The following is a 13,448-nucleotide window of genomic DNA, read 5'->3' as shown; positions in this document are numbered from 1 at the left end:
GAGTAGATCATGACCCAATATGATGTGGTCGTCGTCGGATCGGGCGCGGCGGGCCTGACGGCGGCGCTGCGGGCCGCTGCGGCGGGCCTGTCGGTGCTGGTGCTGGAAAAGGCCGCGCATTTCGGTGGCACGACCGCCATATCGGGGGGCGGCATCTGGGTGCCGGGCAGCCCGCAGGCGCAGGCCGCCGGCGTCGATGACAGCGCGGCGGTTGCCCGCCAATATGTGCTCGACGTCATCGGGCCGAGCGCCGACCCGGCGCTGATCGACGCCTATCTGGATACGGCACCGGCCATGGTCGCTTGGCTGGAACGCAACAGCGCGGTCCGCTTCCTCCTTTCCCCGCCCAGCAGCGACTGGTATCCCGACATCGCAGGGGCCGCCGACCAGGGCCGTCTCCTCTCGCCCCAGGAATATGACGGCAAGTTGCTCGGCGCGCATTTCGCCGACCTGCGCCCCGCGCGTGAGGAATTCAACTCCCCCGGCGGCTTCATGATCGACCTGTTCGATCTGCCCTATCTGGCGACGATGCCATCACCCAAATCCCTGTTCCATTTCGGTAAGCTGGCCGCGAAGTTCGGTGCCGACAAGCTGCGCCGCTACCCGCGCGGTACGCGGCTGACCATGGGCAATGCGCTCGTCGCGCGGCTGCTGCGCTCGGCGCTCGACGCGGGCATCACCCTGCGCAAGGACGCGGCGGTCGATCGCCTGCTGGTCAGTGATGGCCGCGTGACCGGCGTGCGCGTGGATGGCGAAGAGATCGCGGCCAGGGTCGGCGTGCTGCTGGCGGCGGGCGGCTTTTCCGCCAGCGAACAATTGCGCAAAGCCTATATTCCGTTTGCGGAGCAGCATGTCTCGATCCTGCCCTATGAAAATACCGGCGACGGCATGAATATGGGCCTGGAGGTTGGCGCGTCGCTGGACGGCGACAACCTCGTCAACGCGGTCTGGGCGGTCGTATCGACCATGACCCGGCCAGACGGCTATGTCGCCCGCTACGCCCATCTGATCGACATGTCGAAACCCGGCTGCATCGCCGTCAACGCGAAGGGCGAGCGCTTTGGCAACGAAGCCTCGGTCCATTTCGTAGAGGCGATGCACGCCACCGGCACGGTGCCGGCCCACATCATCGGCGACGCGCATTTCGTCAAAACCTATGGCATGGGGATGGTGCTGCCGGGTGGTGGCGGCCTCAAAAAGCTGATCGCGGCAGGCTATGTGATCGAGGCACCCACTTTGCGCGAACTGGCCGACAAGATCGGTGTCGATGGCGACGGCCTGCTTTCGACCGTGGCCAAGATGAACCGCTATGCCGAAACAGGCAAAGACCCCGATTTCGGCAAGGGCGACACCCAGATTGACATCGAAATCGGCGATCCGAAGCACAAACCCAATCCGTGCCTGGGCCGTGTCGAGAAGGCGCCCTTCTATGCGATCAAGATCCATCCCGGTGATGGATCGACCACGGTGGGCTTGAAGATCGACGCGCATTGTCGGGTGATTGGCACCGGTGGCGCGCCGGTTGCGGGCCTTTATGCCGCAGGCCTCGACGCCAATTCGATCTGGCGGGGCAAGTCGCCCGCCCATGGCTGCAATGTCGGTCCGGCCATGGTCACCGGCTATATCGCCGGGCAGGCGATGGCCGCATTCGGGGCCGAGGCGCTGGTTCCCGCCTGACCGGCACAAGGCAAGGCCCGCGCTATCGGTAATAGCGCGGGCCTGTTACTTATCCGCCTCTCAAACTGGTTCGGCGACTGCTCCGGCCCGCGCTTTTGCCGTGGCGACCAGCGCGTACAGACCCGCATTATATTGCGTCATCTGCTCCATCGTCAGATCGCGATAGGGCGTCATCGGACAGAGCGAATCCACAACGTCCCAAAAAGGTTCGATCTTTTCCAGCACCTCGTCCACCGGGCCGCAGGTCACGAACGCTTCGACCATCTCGTCCGGGACATTGCCAACCACATTGGCGATGTCGCCATGTTCGCCCAGGCTGAGTTGGCAGGCGCGGGCTTGGTCGCCAAAGCCAATCGCCTCAAAGAACGGCTCATATTCCTTGTAGCCCGAATAGGCCGCGACCGTCGCGCGGCTGTCGTCAATCGCCTTCTGCTTGTCGTCGTTGACCGCGATCCATGGCCAGGCGTTAATTTCTATGTCGCTGCGCGCGCGCCCGTGTTGCGCCAGGGTCGCTTCGATAAAGGGCAGCTTGCTGCGGGTATAGGCCGCCGACCACAGCGCATGGACCATCAGCCCGTCGCCGACCTCCAGCGCCAGCGCCGTCATCTTGTCCTGCAAGGCGGCGATCCAAATCGGAATGTCGGTGCGAACAGGTGGCGCGGTGACCATCATTTCGGCGAAATCCGCAGTGAAATATTCGCCCGCGATCGGATCGAGTCCCTTATGCGCGTTCGCGATGACATAGCGGATCACCTTGACGCTTTCACGCAGATGGGTGAGCAATTTGCGTTCGGGCTCGCCATACATGCCCGTGACGCAGCTTTTGATGCTGGAACCAAGACCAAGGACGAAGCGCCCTTCCGAAATCCGGTCGACATCCATTGCCGCATAGGCGGTTTCGACCGGACTGCGTGTGCCTGCGATCGCGACGCCGGTGCCGACCTTCAGACGGCTGGTTGTTGCAGCCGTGGCCGCCATCGGCACGAAGGGCGGGCCGTAAATCTGGAGCGAAAAACAGCCTTCGAAACCGACCTGCTCCATCTGTTGACCGATCCCGGCCATCATCGGCGCGGGCAGGGTCGGCATAACGCCCCACCAGCGGCGCTCGCCACCGACGGCATTGACCGGATATGTCATCTCTGTTCCTGAAAAAAGCGGGGCGGACCAGAGGGTCCGCCCTTCAGGGGGGAGGGGGGTATCAGAACTGGAACAGTTCCTTACGCAGGCCGATGATTTCGCTGCAATCGTCGCTCACATTGTCGCGATAGGCAAAATCGCCCTTCGCCTGCCGCTCGGCCAGTTCCATCATCGCCATGCGATAGCGCTGCCCGGCCTGGTCGAACTTGCTGTGCAGATCCTTGCGGTCGGTATGGCGCATATAGCGGGGACTTTGCGGGGAGGTCATATAGCTGTCCTGCCGCGACACCTTATACCCGGCCTTGGGCATGACATGGCGGAACATCCGCCCGGCGTTGCTGGTGTTCATCACCATCTCCATCCGGGTGCGATCGCGCGTTTCGGGGGTGCAAGGATGGAACAGCGGCACATCGTCGCCGGGGCTGAACCGGCCATAGGCGATCGCGCAATGCGAACGCAGATAGATTCGGATCACCTGCCGCACATTCTGGGTCGGCTGCTTGATACCGCTAAAGAATTTCATCACCGGCGCGACCGATTTGTTGACGCAGGTGCGCACCATAGTGACGGTTTCGCTATCATAATAGGTTTCCACCGTCTCGCTGTCCGACCGTTCATCGCCCACCACGTCGGCGTGCAGGAAATCGGCATGGGTCAGGTCGATCAGATTTTCCAGGCTGATCGGCGCGGAGCTTTCGAAGCGGACCGTCGCCGTCATGTGGCGAGGCAGTCCACCCTGGGGCGGCAGGAAGGGCAGGCTGGGCAAATGGCGCGGATCGGCGGCCAGCGGATTGCCCAACCACACCCACACAACGCCATAATGTTCCATGACCGGGTAGCGGCCGCGCGCATCGGTATGCGCGCTCTTGTCGCGCGCGATCCGTTCATTGGGGTGAAATTCGCTGGCGACTGCTACGCCATTGTCACGCCACAGGAAAATGGGGTGCGAATAGATGGCGCGGCGGACCGGCTTGCCGCTCACGGAATAGTCATGTGCGACCGGAAACCAGCTGTCGAGCATTACGATATTGTGCGGCACCCAACGATTGACGACATTCATCGCAATCGGGCTGCCCCCGGTTGAGGCTGGGGCATTGTCGTCTGGCGAGACGGGGCGGTCGGCGACTTCCAACATCTTCAAATCCTCCTTCAGGCGGCCTGGGTCTGGTCTTGGGCGCTATGCGAGGCGTCGAGCATGGTGGCGCGCAAATCTTCGCCATGCAGCGATACGGTCGGCTTGGTGGTCCGCAGTTTCGACCCGTCGATGGTGGCAAGGACCGACAGGGGGTTGATACCGCGCAAGATCGCGCCGCGGACGCCCGGATGGCGCACCCCCATTTCCGCCCGCCAGCGAACGGCGGTCACGCCGCGCGCCGACGGAACCGGCGACAGCACCGCATGGAGCAGATCATTAAACTGATCGTCGCGCAGCGTCAGTTGCGTCTCGCCGGTCGATGGATGCGTGCGGGTCAGAAGCGTCAGCGGAAATTCGGCGACGAAATGCGAAGGCCAGTGCAGCGGATTCCACTGGCAATTGCGCTCCATCACCAACATCCCGCCTTCTTCATGCAGTTCGGCCATCAGATAAGGGCTGAATCGCACGCCGCGAATGGCGATGACCAGCGCAGGGTCGTCATACAGGGCGTTCAGATATTCCTGATGGCTGCAACTGACGTTGACGGTGCCGACATAGGTATATTTGGGATCGGCGCTCAACGGCGCTTCGGCCTTGGGATTGAGGCATACGCGCACGAAACCCGCTTGTTCGCTGACGCCAAAGGCATTGGCCTTGTAGATCGGCGGAAATTTCTGCTGATCCTTCATATTGGGGATTTCTTTCAACCGCCCCGTTTCGCCGTCATAGCTCCAGCCATGATAGCCGCACTGGATCAGCCCATTGTCGCGGACACAGCCCAGCGAAAGCGGCGCGCGGCGATGGGGACAACGGTCCTCCAGCGCGCGGGCGATCCCCTGATTGTCGCGCCACAGCACGACCGGCTGGTCGCCAATATCGACCGACAGCGGCTTTTTGGAAGTCACTTCCTCCGACCGTGCGACGGCCCACCAAAGATCAGTAGCGAGACTCATAGCGGTATTTCCTTCTCCTGCGATTAAATTGACGTATGACAATTTATATGTCAACGTCTTTTCACTATGGATCAGCAGATGCTCGATCGACCCCAGCGCGCCCGCGGCCGCCCCGCACTCAACGCTATTCAGGCTGTGGACGAAGACCGGCTGCTCGGCCTGGCCTTCGCTACCTTCGCCGAACGCGGTTATGAGGGGACGACGCTGCGCGACCTGTCGAAACGGCTGGGCGTCAGCCACAATCTGCTCAACGTCCGTTTCGGGCGAAAGGAGGATCTGTGGGTGCGCGCTGTCGACTGGCGCATGGCGCAGGCGTCCCCTTTCGTCGAAGCGGCCTTCGACGAGCCGGCCGATCCCGAAGTCAGGCTGCGCCATCTGATCCAGCGCTTTTGTCTGTGGGCGACCAGCAACGGAGACATTGTGTCGCTTACCAATGTCGAAGGGTGCCGGTCGACCTGGCGACTCGACCATATCGTTGTACGCTTCGTGCTGCCGTTCCAGCGCCGCCTGGACGACCTGCTGGACGCAGTGAAGCGGCAACGGCCTGTGCATGACCTGTCTACCGCGGCGCTCATGGCGCTGCTGGTGCAGGGGGTAGGCTATTATTTCTGTGCGGTGCCGATGCAGCAGCGGATCGGTGCGGGGCGGGAAGTGGATGCCATCCACGCCACCGCGCAAGCCGAACGACTGGCAGGATTTCTTCTCGCCGCGCTGCTTCCGCCCATTCGCTGACCCGCGTTGCGGTCAATCTTCGGGTGCGATGGTGACGGTCATGCCCGACAGCGCTTGAGACATCATCAGCTGACAGGACAGGCGGGATTGTTCGGTGCGGTGGGACGAACCGTCGAGCAGGTCACTTTCATCTTCCGTTACCGGCGGCAACGTCGCGGCGACGGCCGGATCGACATAGACATGGCAGGTAGCGCAGGAGCAGCATCCGCCGCACAGCGCCAGCAATTCGTCGAAGCCCGCATCGCGGATCGCTTCCATCACCGACACATCCGCAGGCGCGTCGATCGTCTTGCAGGTGCCGTCGCGGGTAATGACGTTGAGTTCGGGCATGATGGTCCTCGGCTGGAAATCGGAAGGGATAGGCGCTCCTAATGCGGCCCGCCCCTCGCCCTGCCTGCCGAAAGACAGGGCGCGAGCGACGCTATCTCACTTCGACCTGCACTGGAAAACGATCGAAATAGAAGGCGAAGGGGCGCCGCAATTCGTCCCCGGTGACGTGGAAATCCCGCTCCAGGTCGTAGACGATCTTGCCCTTCGTCTGCTCGCCATGTTCGGCCAGATAGACATGCAGGTCGGCCAGCGCCTCGTCGGTCAGGGGAATGTCGGCGATGCGGTAAATCTCTTTCAGGATCGGATCGGGATTTTTGATCCAGTCGTGGAAATAGACGTCGATCGTCTGATCGGGCGGCAATATGTCGCGATCGCGCACGCAGGCGCGCAGCAATTTTTCGTAACGGTCCGGCCAGTAGCCCAGCGGCTCCCGTATATCGATCGACTTTCGGAACATGCGGGCGGCATAGCTGTACATGGTCAGTTGCGAGCGGATCGAGCCGACAGGATCGCGATGGGTGATGACGAACGTCGCGTCCGGGAAAGTCTTATGGAGCGCGGGCAACTGCTCCATATGCTGCGGGCATTTGATGACCCAGCGGTTCGGCCCGTTCAGAAATGTCAGCACCTGAAGCGATTTTTTCAGATAGGCATAGGTGCCCGACTGGTCGTGGCTCAGATAATAATCGCGCCAGCGTGGCACCATCGCCAGCCATTCGATCAGGTAGGACGAAAAATCCGGTCCCTGAAGTTCGATATCCTCGCTGATATGGTCGGGCGAAAATTCGTGCATGATCGCCATGTAGGGCAATATGCTCTCCATCATCCGCCATCCCTGTTCGGCCTTGGTCCAGCGGGGATTGGCGTCGCCCGGCGTCGGCTGCTCGTCGGGCGCGGGCACCGGCGCGATCGCCTCCCACCAGGGCAGGGAGCGGAAGCGGCGATCGGCCGACAGCAGCCCCAGCAGATGCGTGGTCCCCGACCGGGGCAGGCCCGCCACGATGATCGGCCGTTCGATCTGTATGTCCAGTATTTCCGGATGACGCCTGACCATATCCTCGATCCGCAGCCGGGTCGCGGCGAAACGGATCATCATCTGGAACAGATTGGCGCGGGCGACCGCTGACGCATTGACGTCCTCCTCGATCGCCTGGCACCAGACGGCCAGCCTTTCGCGAAAATCGTCCGCGCCGAAATCGGACAGGCCGGTCTGGGCCTGTGCCGCGTCCAGGATGATCGCGGGCTGAAAGACGATCTGGTCCGCTGCCGCCTGCGCCCCGGCGATCACCTGTTTCTGGATGTCGGTCAGCACCGGATGATGCAGGTCGGTAATGTCTATGATATTGCGGCGCGCGGCCGCTTCCTGCGCGGGACTGCCCATCATGCTCTCCTGTCTTGATGCGCCATCTAATCGCGGCCACCCTGTCTTCGGCAAGGTGCGCGGCCATCGCCGCTGCGCCAATTGCTGCGTCATCGCGCCACAGGGCCGCCAAAGAGCCAAGCGGAGAGGATGGATGGACGCTGTTTCCCAAGTCTATGACCTGCCGGTCACGCCCGCCATGGACTGCACGGTCAAGGGGCGGATCGCGCTGCCCGGCGTGGTGATGGAATTGCATCATTATCGTTTTCGCGGGGCGCAGGGCGGGGTCTTCTCCTCGCCGCGCAGCTTCCTCGATCTGGCGCTGTCGCCAAGGCCGGGGCAGCCCTGCGGCGGCTATCATGGCCCGACCAGCGCACTGGGCGACATCATCTTCATTCCGGCGGGAAATCCGTTGCACACCGCATGGGGGGAGGGGGAGCAGATGTCGATCTGTTGCGGTTTCGACGGGACGGCGTTCGATGGCGATGCGCTGCATTTGTCGGACGACGCCTTGCAGGCGTCGCTCAATGTGCGCAGCCCCGTGGTCCGCGACGCGCTGCGGCGCATTGCCGGAGAGATTGCCGAACCGGGGTTTTGCAGCGAGATGTTGACCCAGGCGATCTGGATGCAGGCGTCGATCGACCTGCAACGCTATCTGCGTCAGTCGGCAGAGGATGGCGGGACGCAGGGCGGCCTGTCGCGAGGGCAGATCAGGCGGATCGCCGATCGCATCGAACAGCCGGGCAAGGCGCCTGCCGTTGCGGAGCTGGCGGCGGAATGTGGCCTTTCGACCCGGCATTTCTTTCGCCAGTTCCGCGCCGCCACCGGGCAGACGCTGACCCGATATGTGACAGATCGCAAGATCGAACGGGCGAGGCAGTTGCTGCGGCAGGACAGCGCCGCGATCAAGGTGGTCGCGTGGGAATGTGGGTTCGACAGCGCGGCGGCCTTTTCCGCAGCCTTCCGCAAGGCGACCGGCCTGACGCCCCGGCAGTTCCGCGAATCTATGCTGCACTGACGTTCGGGTAATTTGGCGCCAGGGTGTTGGGGACCAGGGCAGTTTGGCGATGGCATTGGCGCAACCGCGCAAGTCCGCCCCCTTGTCGTCGCTCGCCTTCGCCCGCACTGTCGCGCCAAAGCGTCGCCCCATGACGAGCGGCCAGCAGGAGAAGCGCAATGCCGGAAAATCTGTTCGACCTGACGGGAAAGGTGGCGCTGGTCACCGGCGCCAATTCGGGACTGGGTTTCGGCTATGCCCGTGGGCTGGCGCGCGCGGGCAGCGACATCATCCTGTGGGGGCGGCGCGCCGACAGGAATGAAGAAGCGGCACAGGCGCTGCGTCAATATGGGGTCAGGGTATTTGCCGACAGTGTGGACGTGGCCAGCGAGCCGGCGATCGTCGCCGGTTTCGCCCGCGCGCTCGACGCGATGGGCCGGGTTGACACGCTGGTCGCCAATGCCGGAATTGCCAGTCAGGTCGCCTTTACCGACATGGACGTTGCGACATACCGCAAGCTGATCGACGTCAATCTGGACGGCGCGGTGTTCACCCTGCGCGAAGGCGCGCGGCACATGAAGGCGCGGGCGGAGGCGGGCGATCCGGGCGGGTCGCTCATCATCTGCGGCAGCGGGTCGATCTTTCAGGGCGTGCCGACGATGGCCCATTATGGCATCGCCAAAGGCGCGCTCAATTCGCTGGCCAAGGCGCTGGCCGCCGAACTGGGACCGATTGGTGTGCGTTGCAACGTCATCGCGCCCGGCTTTATCGAAACCGACATGACCTTCGCCGACCCCGCCGTCGGCCAGATGCTCGCCGACATGGTTGCGGCAAAGGCTCCATTGGGCCGCGCAGGGAAACCCGCCGACCTGGAGGGGGCGGTCGTCTATCTCGCCAGCGACATGGCGTCCTATCATACCGGGGACACGCTGGTCGTGGATGGCGGCAAGCTGTTCGCCAACTGATCGTCCGGCAGGTGCCCGGCGGGTCGCGATGCGGCTGATCCGGCACGCCCCACAGGAGAAGCGCATGTTTGCCCGGCCCAACAGTCACCATTCCCAGATCGCCTATGTCACCAACGATATGGAGGCCGCGATGGCGCGGCTGGCGGCCGACTATGGGACGCCCGGCTTTTTCGAAATGTCGAACATCCAGCCGGGCGAAGACCCGGCCGGCAAGCCGGTGCTCAAGATCGCGCTGGCCGTGGTCGGCGGGGTGGAAATCGAACTGATCGAGCCGGTCGGCGATACCGCGCCCTTGTTCAGCGACGTGCTGCCCGACCGGGAGGGACTGGCCATCTGCTTCCACCATATCGCCAGCCGGATCGAGGGACCGATGGCGCATTGGGACGCGCATGTCGCCTCGCTGGACCTTGCGGCGCATCCGGTGGTGTTCGAAGGGGCGGTGGGTGACATGCTGCGCTTCATCTATACTGACGAGCGCGCGACGTTGGGCCATTATGTCGAGCATGTGTGGATGTCGCCCGACCTGCTGGCGCAGATGGGGGCTATCGTGCCTGCCTATCCGGCGGTGGAGAACGCGGCATGACGATCGCGCTGTCCCGCCTCAACTTTCGCGACATCGGCGGATTGCCGACGATCCATGGCGGACAGGTGCGACCCGGCATCCTGTTCCGGTCCGAAGGTCCGGCCAGTTTCGTCGCCGAACATCATGCCGAGCTGGCCGAACTGGGCGTTCGCGCGGTGGCGGACCTGCGGTCGGAAATGGAGCGGGACAAGGCGCCGCACGACTGGTGTGGGGCCGATTGCCGCATCCTAGACCTCGACATGAACACCGATCTGCGCGCGCAGGGGGAGGAAATGTGGATGACGCTGGGGCGTGATCCGACGCAGGCGCGGGCCATTGCGGTCATGACCCATAATTACGGCCTGATGCCGCAGGCGTTCCTGCCCCATGTCGCGCCGATGGTCGATGCGTTGCTGGCGGGCGATACGCCGATGCTGGTCCATTGCACCGCGGGCAAGGACCGCACCGGGGTGGTGATCGCGCTGATTCTGGACCTGCTGGGCGTGCCGCGCGACGTCATTGGCGCCGACTATGCCCGGTCCGACGTGTTCGGCCAGAATCTTGTCATGTCGGGCCATTTGAAGCGGGATCTGCAAAAGACTTTCGGCTTCGTCCCCCCCGACGCAATGGTCGCTGTGCTGATCGGTGTTCATGCCGACTTCCTGAACCGTGCGCTGGACGTGGTGGGGACGCAATGGGGCGGGATCGACGACTATTTCCAGGCGGCGGGGGTGGATGCGGCGCGACGCGACGCGCTGCGGCAGCTTCTTGTTATGGGCGGAGAATGACATGACGGACATGGCGATTTACGAATGGGAGCAGTTGCTCGATCAGTTGCGCCCGCTGGGCCAGCAGATGCGCGACCGGATTCCGCCGCGGCTGCATGACGATGCGCAGGTGATGCAGGAAGCGATGCGACTGTTGCTGGCGGGCGTGCTGCGCACCGCCAATGACGCGATCATGCACGATCGCAGCCATCCGATGTTCGTGCCCGAACTCAATATCTGCCAGAATATCTTTCAGCCCAATGCCGACACCATCTACAAGGCGGCGCTGATCGAGAAGGGCGGCACCTATCGCATCCGGGGCGACCGGGGCACAACGCGGATGATGATTTTGGCCCAGCTTGGCCCCGACACGCTGCGCACCGGGCAGCATCATCCCGCGCAGGACGCCAATGATTTCGACGATCTGGCGATCGGTGCGGATGGCGGGTTCGATGTGATCCTCTCGCCCGCCCGGCCCGATGGCTACAGCGGCGACTGGTGGGAACTGAAACCGGACACCGAAAAGTTGATGGTGCGGATCGTCGGGTGCGACTGGGGCGTGGAGCGGGAGCCGCGTTTCGGCATCGTCCGGCTGGACGCGGAACGCGCCGCCAAGGGGCGGCCGACGCTGGCGCAACTGGCCCATCGCTTTGCCGAGATACCGACAACGGCGGCGGTTTGTGCGCTGGCCTTCCCCGACAAGGTGCAGAAACTGCGTGACGAAGGGTTGGTCAACACGCTCAAGGTCGTGGATTTTTCGCAGATGACGGGGCTGGCCCGCCAGTCCTATTATGAGGGCGCCTATGATCTGGCCGAGGATGAGGCGCTGATTACCGAAGTGCGGATTCCGGCCGATGTCGCTTACTGGTCGCTGATCCTGACCAATGAACTTTATGAGACGACCGACTGGTATCACAACCAGTCGAGTCTGAACGATGCACAGGCGGTGGTCGATGGCGACGGCATCTTCCGCGCGGTCATTTCCGCGCGCGATCCGGGCGTTCACAACTGGCTGGATACCGCAGGCTATGCCAGCGGCGCGGTGCAGGGACGCTGGTTCAACAGCGACGCGCGCCCGACGCCGACGATGCGCAAGGTGAAGCTGGCCGAGGTGCGTGAGCATCTGCCCGCCGACACCATGTTGGTGACGCCACAGGCGCGCGACGCCGCGATCCGCGAACGGACATTGCGCGCGCAGATGCGCGTCATCTGGTGAGGGAGGAGGCGATCATGAGCGACGCACTGGCCATGCTGCTGGATTATGAGGCGATCCGTCAGGTGAAGGCGCGCTATTGCCGCCTGCTCGATACGAAGGATTGGGATGGCTTCATAGCCCTGTTCACGCCGGACGCGGTGATGGACGTGCAGGAGGATACCGGCCATCCCCCAATCAGCGGCCATGCCGCGATCCTGGAACAGGTGCGTTCCGCCGTCATCGACGCGCAGAGCGCGCATCAGGTCCACTCGTCCGAAATCGCCCTGCACGGCGACAGTGCCGAAGTTGTCACCGCGATGCAGGACCAGGTAGTATGGGCGCCGGGCACATGCCCGATCCCCGGAGGCCAGTCGATCACTGGCTTTGGCCATTATACCGAACGCTATGTGCGGGTGGATGGGGCGTGGAAGATCGCCTTCCTCAAGCTGACCCGCCTCTATGTCGAAGTGCATCCCGCGCCTGTCCTTTGACAGGTTGCGGAGCGTTCGCCGCGCGGCAATCCTGCCCGCCATGGATTTGAGAGGACAGGATATGACGGTAGCGATGGAACCCGGCGCGCAGGCGTTGTTCGACAAGTTCGGCACCTATATCCTGCCCGGACGGGTCAGCGATCCGCGCCGGGGGATAGAGGAAGCGCAGGAGGCCGAGCGGATCGGCCTGGGCTGCGTATGGATTTCCGAACGCTATGCGCTGAAGGAACCCGCCGTGCTGGCAGGCGCAGTGTCGCAGGCGACGTCGAAGATCCGCATCACCGGCACCATGTATGCCACGATGCGTCACCCGCTGGTCACCGCCAGCGTCGCGGACCTGATGCAGGCGATGAGCGGGGATCGATTCCGCCTGATGTTCGCGCGCGCCGTCCCGGCCTATATGAAGATGCTGGGATCGCCGCCGATCACGATGGAGCGGCTGGCCGACCTTATTTCCATCTGCCGTCGCCTGTGGGCGGGGGAGAAGGTGGATTATGACGGCATATTGGGAAAATTCCCCGCGATCAGCCTGACCGATCGCCATGGCGGCACGCCGCCGCCGATCATCTTTACCGCTATCGGTCCCAAGAGCCTGGAATTTGCCGGCGAACATTGCGACGGGGTGCTGTTGCACCCCTTCGTATCGGCGCAGGGGGTGAAGAACAGCGTCAAGATCGTGCGCGACGCTGCGGAAAAGGCGGGGCGCGATCCGATGGCGGTGCGCATCTACCACAATATCATCGTCGCGCCCGACCTGCCCAAGGATGAGGAGGAGGCGGTCGTCGGTGGCCGCGCCATCACCTATTTCGAACTGCCCGGTTTCGGCGACCTGATCGTGGACATCAACGGTTGGGACAAGGGCGTGCTGGAGCAGATCCGCGCCCATCCCAAGATCGCCAGCCTGAACGGCAAGCCCGCCGATCAGGCCTATACGCGGCAGGAACTGGTCGATGTCAGCAAGCTGATCCCGCAGCAATGGCTGGACGAGGGCGCGGCGGTCGGCACGGCGGCGCAGTGCGCCGATCAGTTGATGGCCTATCTGGACGCTGGCGCGGACGAGATATTGCTGCATGGATCATCGCCCAAGGACATGGCTCTGCTGACCAGCGAACTGAAGCGCGCGCTGGCGGCGAAGGGGCTGTAAGTC

The 13,448-nt window shown here is 63.4% G+C and carries 14 protein-coding genes; 9 read left to right on the top strand and 5 right to left on the bottom strand.

What is annotated here, in order from left to right; all coding sequences use genetic code 11:
- Positions 1–9 precede the first annotated feature (9 nt).
- Positions 10–1,677 carry an FAD-dependent oxidoreductase gene (locus tag sphantq_RS19260; RefSeq protein ID WP_272800461.1) on the top strand — a complete coding sequence of 556 codons (1,668 nt, stop codon included), beginning with the start codon at positions 10–12 and terminating at the stop codon, positions 1,675–1,677.
- A 60-nt stretch (positions 1,678–1,737) separates the two neighbouring features.
- On the opposite strand, the gene sphantq_RS19255 is transcribed toward sphantq_RS19260, so the two are convergent.
- The 3 genes from sphantq_RS19255 to sphantq_RS19245 all read right to left on the bottom strand — a co-directional run bounded on the left by sphantq_RS19255 (position 1,738) and on the right by sphantq_RS19245 (position 4,902).
- Positions 1,738–2,814, bottom strand: coding sequence for an LLM class flavin-dependent oxidoreductase (locus sphantq_RS19255; RefSeq protein WP_066607820.1), 1,077 nt, complete (start codon positions 2,812–2,814; stop codon positions 1,738–1,740).
- A gap of 61 nt (positions 2,815–2,875) precedes the next feature.
- The gene (locus sphantq_RS19250) at positions 2,876–3,949 is read right to left on the bottom strand and encodes an aromatic ring-hydroxylating dioxygenase subunit alpha (protein ID WP_066607822.1); all 1,074 of its coding nucleotides are present in this window, start codon (positions 3,947–3,949) and stop codon (positions 2,876–2,878) included.
- A 14-nt stretch (positions 3,950–3,963) separates the two neighbouring features.
- Positions 3,964–4,902, bottom strand: a complete 939-nt coding sequence (locus sphantq_RS19245; protein ID WP_272800460.1) for a Rieske 2Fe-2S domain-containing protein — start codon at positions 4,900–4,902, stop codon at positions 3,964–3,966.
- A gap of 78 nt (positions 4,903–4,980) precedes the next feature.
- Between sphantq_RS19245 and sphantq_RS19240 the strand changes: the two genes are divergently transcribed.
- Positions 4,981–5,634: a TetR/AcrR family transcriptional regulator gene (locus tag sphantq_RS19240; protein ID WP_272800459.1), complete on the top strand. Its 654-nt coding sequence runs from the start codon at positions 4,981–4,983 to the stop codon at positions 5,632–5,634.
- Positions 5,635–5,646: 12 nt separating this feature from the next.
- On the opposite strand, the gene sphantq_RS19235 is transcribed toward sphantq_RS19240, so the two are convergent.
- Both sphantq_RS19235 and sphantq_RS19230 read right to left on the bottom strand, forming a co-directional pair.
- Complete coding sequence (locus tag sphantq_RS19235; protein WP_066607827.1) at positions 5,647–5,964, bottom strand: 2Fe-2S iron-sulfur cluster-binding protein; 318 nt, start codon at positions 5,962–5,964, stop codon at positions 5,647–5,649.
- Between the two features lie 91 nt (positions 5,965–6,055).
- The gene (locus sphantq_RS19230; protein ID WP_242495991.1) at positions 6,056–7,348 is read right to left on the bottom strand and encodes a sulfotransferase family protein; all 1,293 of its coding nucleotides are present in this window, start codon (positions 7,346–7,348) and stop codon (positions 6,056–6,058) included.
- A gap of 130 nt (positions 7,349–7,478) precedes the next feature.
- On the opposite strand from sphantq_RS19230, the gene sphantq_RS19225 reads away from it, so the two are divergent.
- From sphantq_RS19225 to sphantq_RS19195, 7 genes are all read left to right on the top strand, one after another.
- Positions 7,479–8,342 (top strand): helix-turn-helix transcriptional regulator, encoded by an 864-nt coding sequence (locus tag sphantq_RS19225; RefSeq protein ID WP_066607830.1) that lies wholly within the window; start codon positions 7,479–7,481, stop codon positions 8,340–8,342.
- Positions 8,343–8,500: 158 nt separating this feature from the next.
- Positions 8,501–9,286, top strand: a complete 786-nt coding sequence (locus sphantq_RS19220) for an SDR family NAD(P)-dependent oxidoreductase (protein ID WP_066607833.1) — start codon at positions 8,501–8,503, stop codon at positions 9,284–9,286.
- 64 nt (positions 9,287–9,350) lie between these two features.
- The gene (locus sphantq_RS19215) at positions 9,351–9,869 is read left to right on the top strand and encodes a VOC family protein (protein WP_129926257.1); all 519 of its coding nucleotides are present in this window, start codon (positions 9,351–9,353) and stop codon (positions 9,867–9,869) included.
- On the top strand, positions 9,866–10,636 hold the full coding sequence (locus tag sphantq_RS19210) for a tyrosine-protein phosphatase (RefSeq protein ID WP_066607836.1): 771 nt from the start codon (positions 9,866–9,868) through the stop codon (positions 10,634–10,636). Before sphantq_RS19215 ends, sphantq_RS19210 begins: the two co-directional genes overlap by 4 nt.
- 1 nt (position 10,637) lies before the next feature.
- Positions 10,638–11,831, top strand: a complete 1,194-nt coding sequence (locus sphantq_RS19205) for a DUF1214 domain-containing protein (RefSeq protein ID WP_272800458.1) — start codon at positions 10,638–10,640, stop codon at positions 11,829–11,831.
- 14 nt (positions 11,832–11,845) lie between these two features.
- Positions 11,846–12,301: a nuclear transport factor 2 family protein gene (locus tag sphantq_RS19200; RefSeq protein ID WP_272800457.1), complete on the top strand. Its 456-nt coding sequence runs from the start codon at positions 11,846–11,848 to the stop codon at positions 12,299–12,301.
- Positions 12,302–12,362: 61 nt separating this feature from the next.
- The gene (locus sphantq_RS19195) at positions 12,363–13,445 is read left to right on the top strand and encodes a TIGR03857 family LLM class F420-dependent oxidoreductase (protein WP_272800456.1); all 1,083 of its coding nucleotides are present in this window, start codon (positions 12,363–12,365) and stop codon (positions 13,443–13,445) included.
- The last annotated feature ends 3 nt before the right edge of the window (positions 13,446–13,448 follow it).

Source organism: Sphingobium sp. AntQ-1 (genome assembly GCF_028538045.1).
GTDB classification, from domain to species: domain Bacteria; phylum Pseudomonadota; class Alphaproteobacteria; order Sphingomonadales; family Sphingomonadaceae; genus Sphingobium; species Sphingobium cupriresistens.
The sequence above is the reverse complement of the archived record's forward strand: the minus strand, read 5'-3'. Positions and strand labels throughout refer to the sequence as shown.

What these genes read in the sequence shown, in the direction of transcription:
- sphantq_RS19260 (WP_272800461.1), top strand. Translation starts at nt 10, where the DNA reads ATGACCCAATATGATGTGGTCGTCGTCGGATCGGGCGCGGCGGGCCTG.
- sphantq_RS19255 (WP_066607820.1), bottom strand. Translation starts at nt 2,814, where the DNA reads ATGACATATCCGGTCAATGCCGTCGGTGGCGAGCGCCGCTGGTGGGGC.
- sphantq_RS19250 (WP_066607822.1), bottom strand. Translation starts at nt 3,949, where the DNA reads ATGTTGGAAGTCGCCGACCGCCCCGTCTCGCCAGACGACAATGCCCCA.
- sphantq_RS19245 (WP_272800460.1), bottom strand. Translation starts at nt 4,902, where the DNA reads ATGAGTCTCGCTACTGATCTTTGGTGGGCCGTCGCACGGTCGGAGGAA.
- sphantq_RS19240 (WP_272800459.1), top strand. Translation starts at nt 4,981, where the DNA reads ATGCTCGATCGACCCCAGCGCGCCCGCGGCCGCCCCGCACTCAACGCT.
- sphantq_RS19235 (WP_066607827.1), bottom strand. Translation starts at nt 5,964, where the DNA reads ATGCCCGAACTCAACGTCATTACCCGCGACGGCACCTGCAAGACGATC.
- sphantq_RS19230 (WP_242495991.1), bottom strand. Translation starts at nt 7,348, where the DNA reads ATGATGGGCAGTCCCGCGCAGGAAGCGGCCGCGCGCCGCAATATCATA.
- sphantq_RS19225 (WP_066607830.1), top strand. Translation starts at nt 7,479, where the DNA reads ATGGACGCTGTTTCCCAAGTCTATGACCTGCCGGTCACGCCCGCCATG.
- sphantq_RS19220 (WP_066607833.1), top strand. Translation starts at nt 8,501, where the DNA reads ATGCCGGAAAATCTGTTCGACCTGACGGGAAAGGTGGCGCTGGTCACC.
- sphantq_RS19215 (WP_129926257.1), top strand. Translation starts at nt 9,351, where the DNA reads ATGTTTGCCCGGCCCAACAGTCACCATTCCCAGATCGCCTATGTCACC.
- sphantq_RS19210 (WP_066607836.1), top strand. Translation starts at nt 9,866, where the DNA reads ATGACGATCGCGCTGTCCCGCCTCAACTTTCGCGACATCGGCGGATTG.
- sphantq_RS19205 (WP_272800458.1), top strand. Translation starts at nt 10,638, where the DNA reads ATGACGGACATGGCGATTTACGAATGGGAGCAGTTGCTCGATCAGTTG.
- sphantq_RS19200 (WP_272800457.1), top strand. Translation starts at nt 11,846, where the DNA reads ATGAGCGACGCACTGGCCATGCTGCTGGATTATGAGGCGATCCGTCAG.
- sphantq_RS19195 (WP_272800456.1), top strand. Translation starts at nt 12,363, where the DNA reads ATGACGGTAGCGATGGAACCCGGCGCGCAGGCGTTGTTCGACAAGTTC.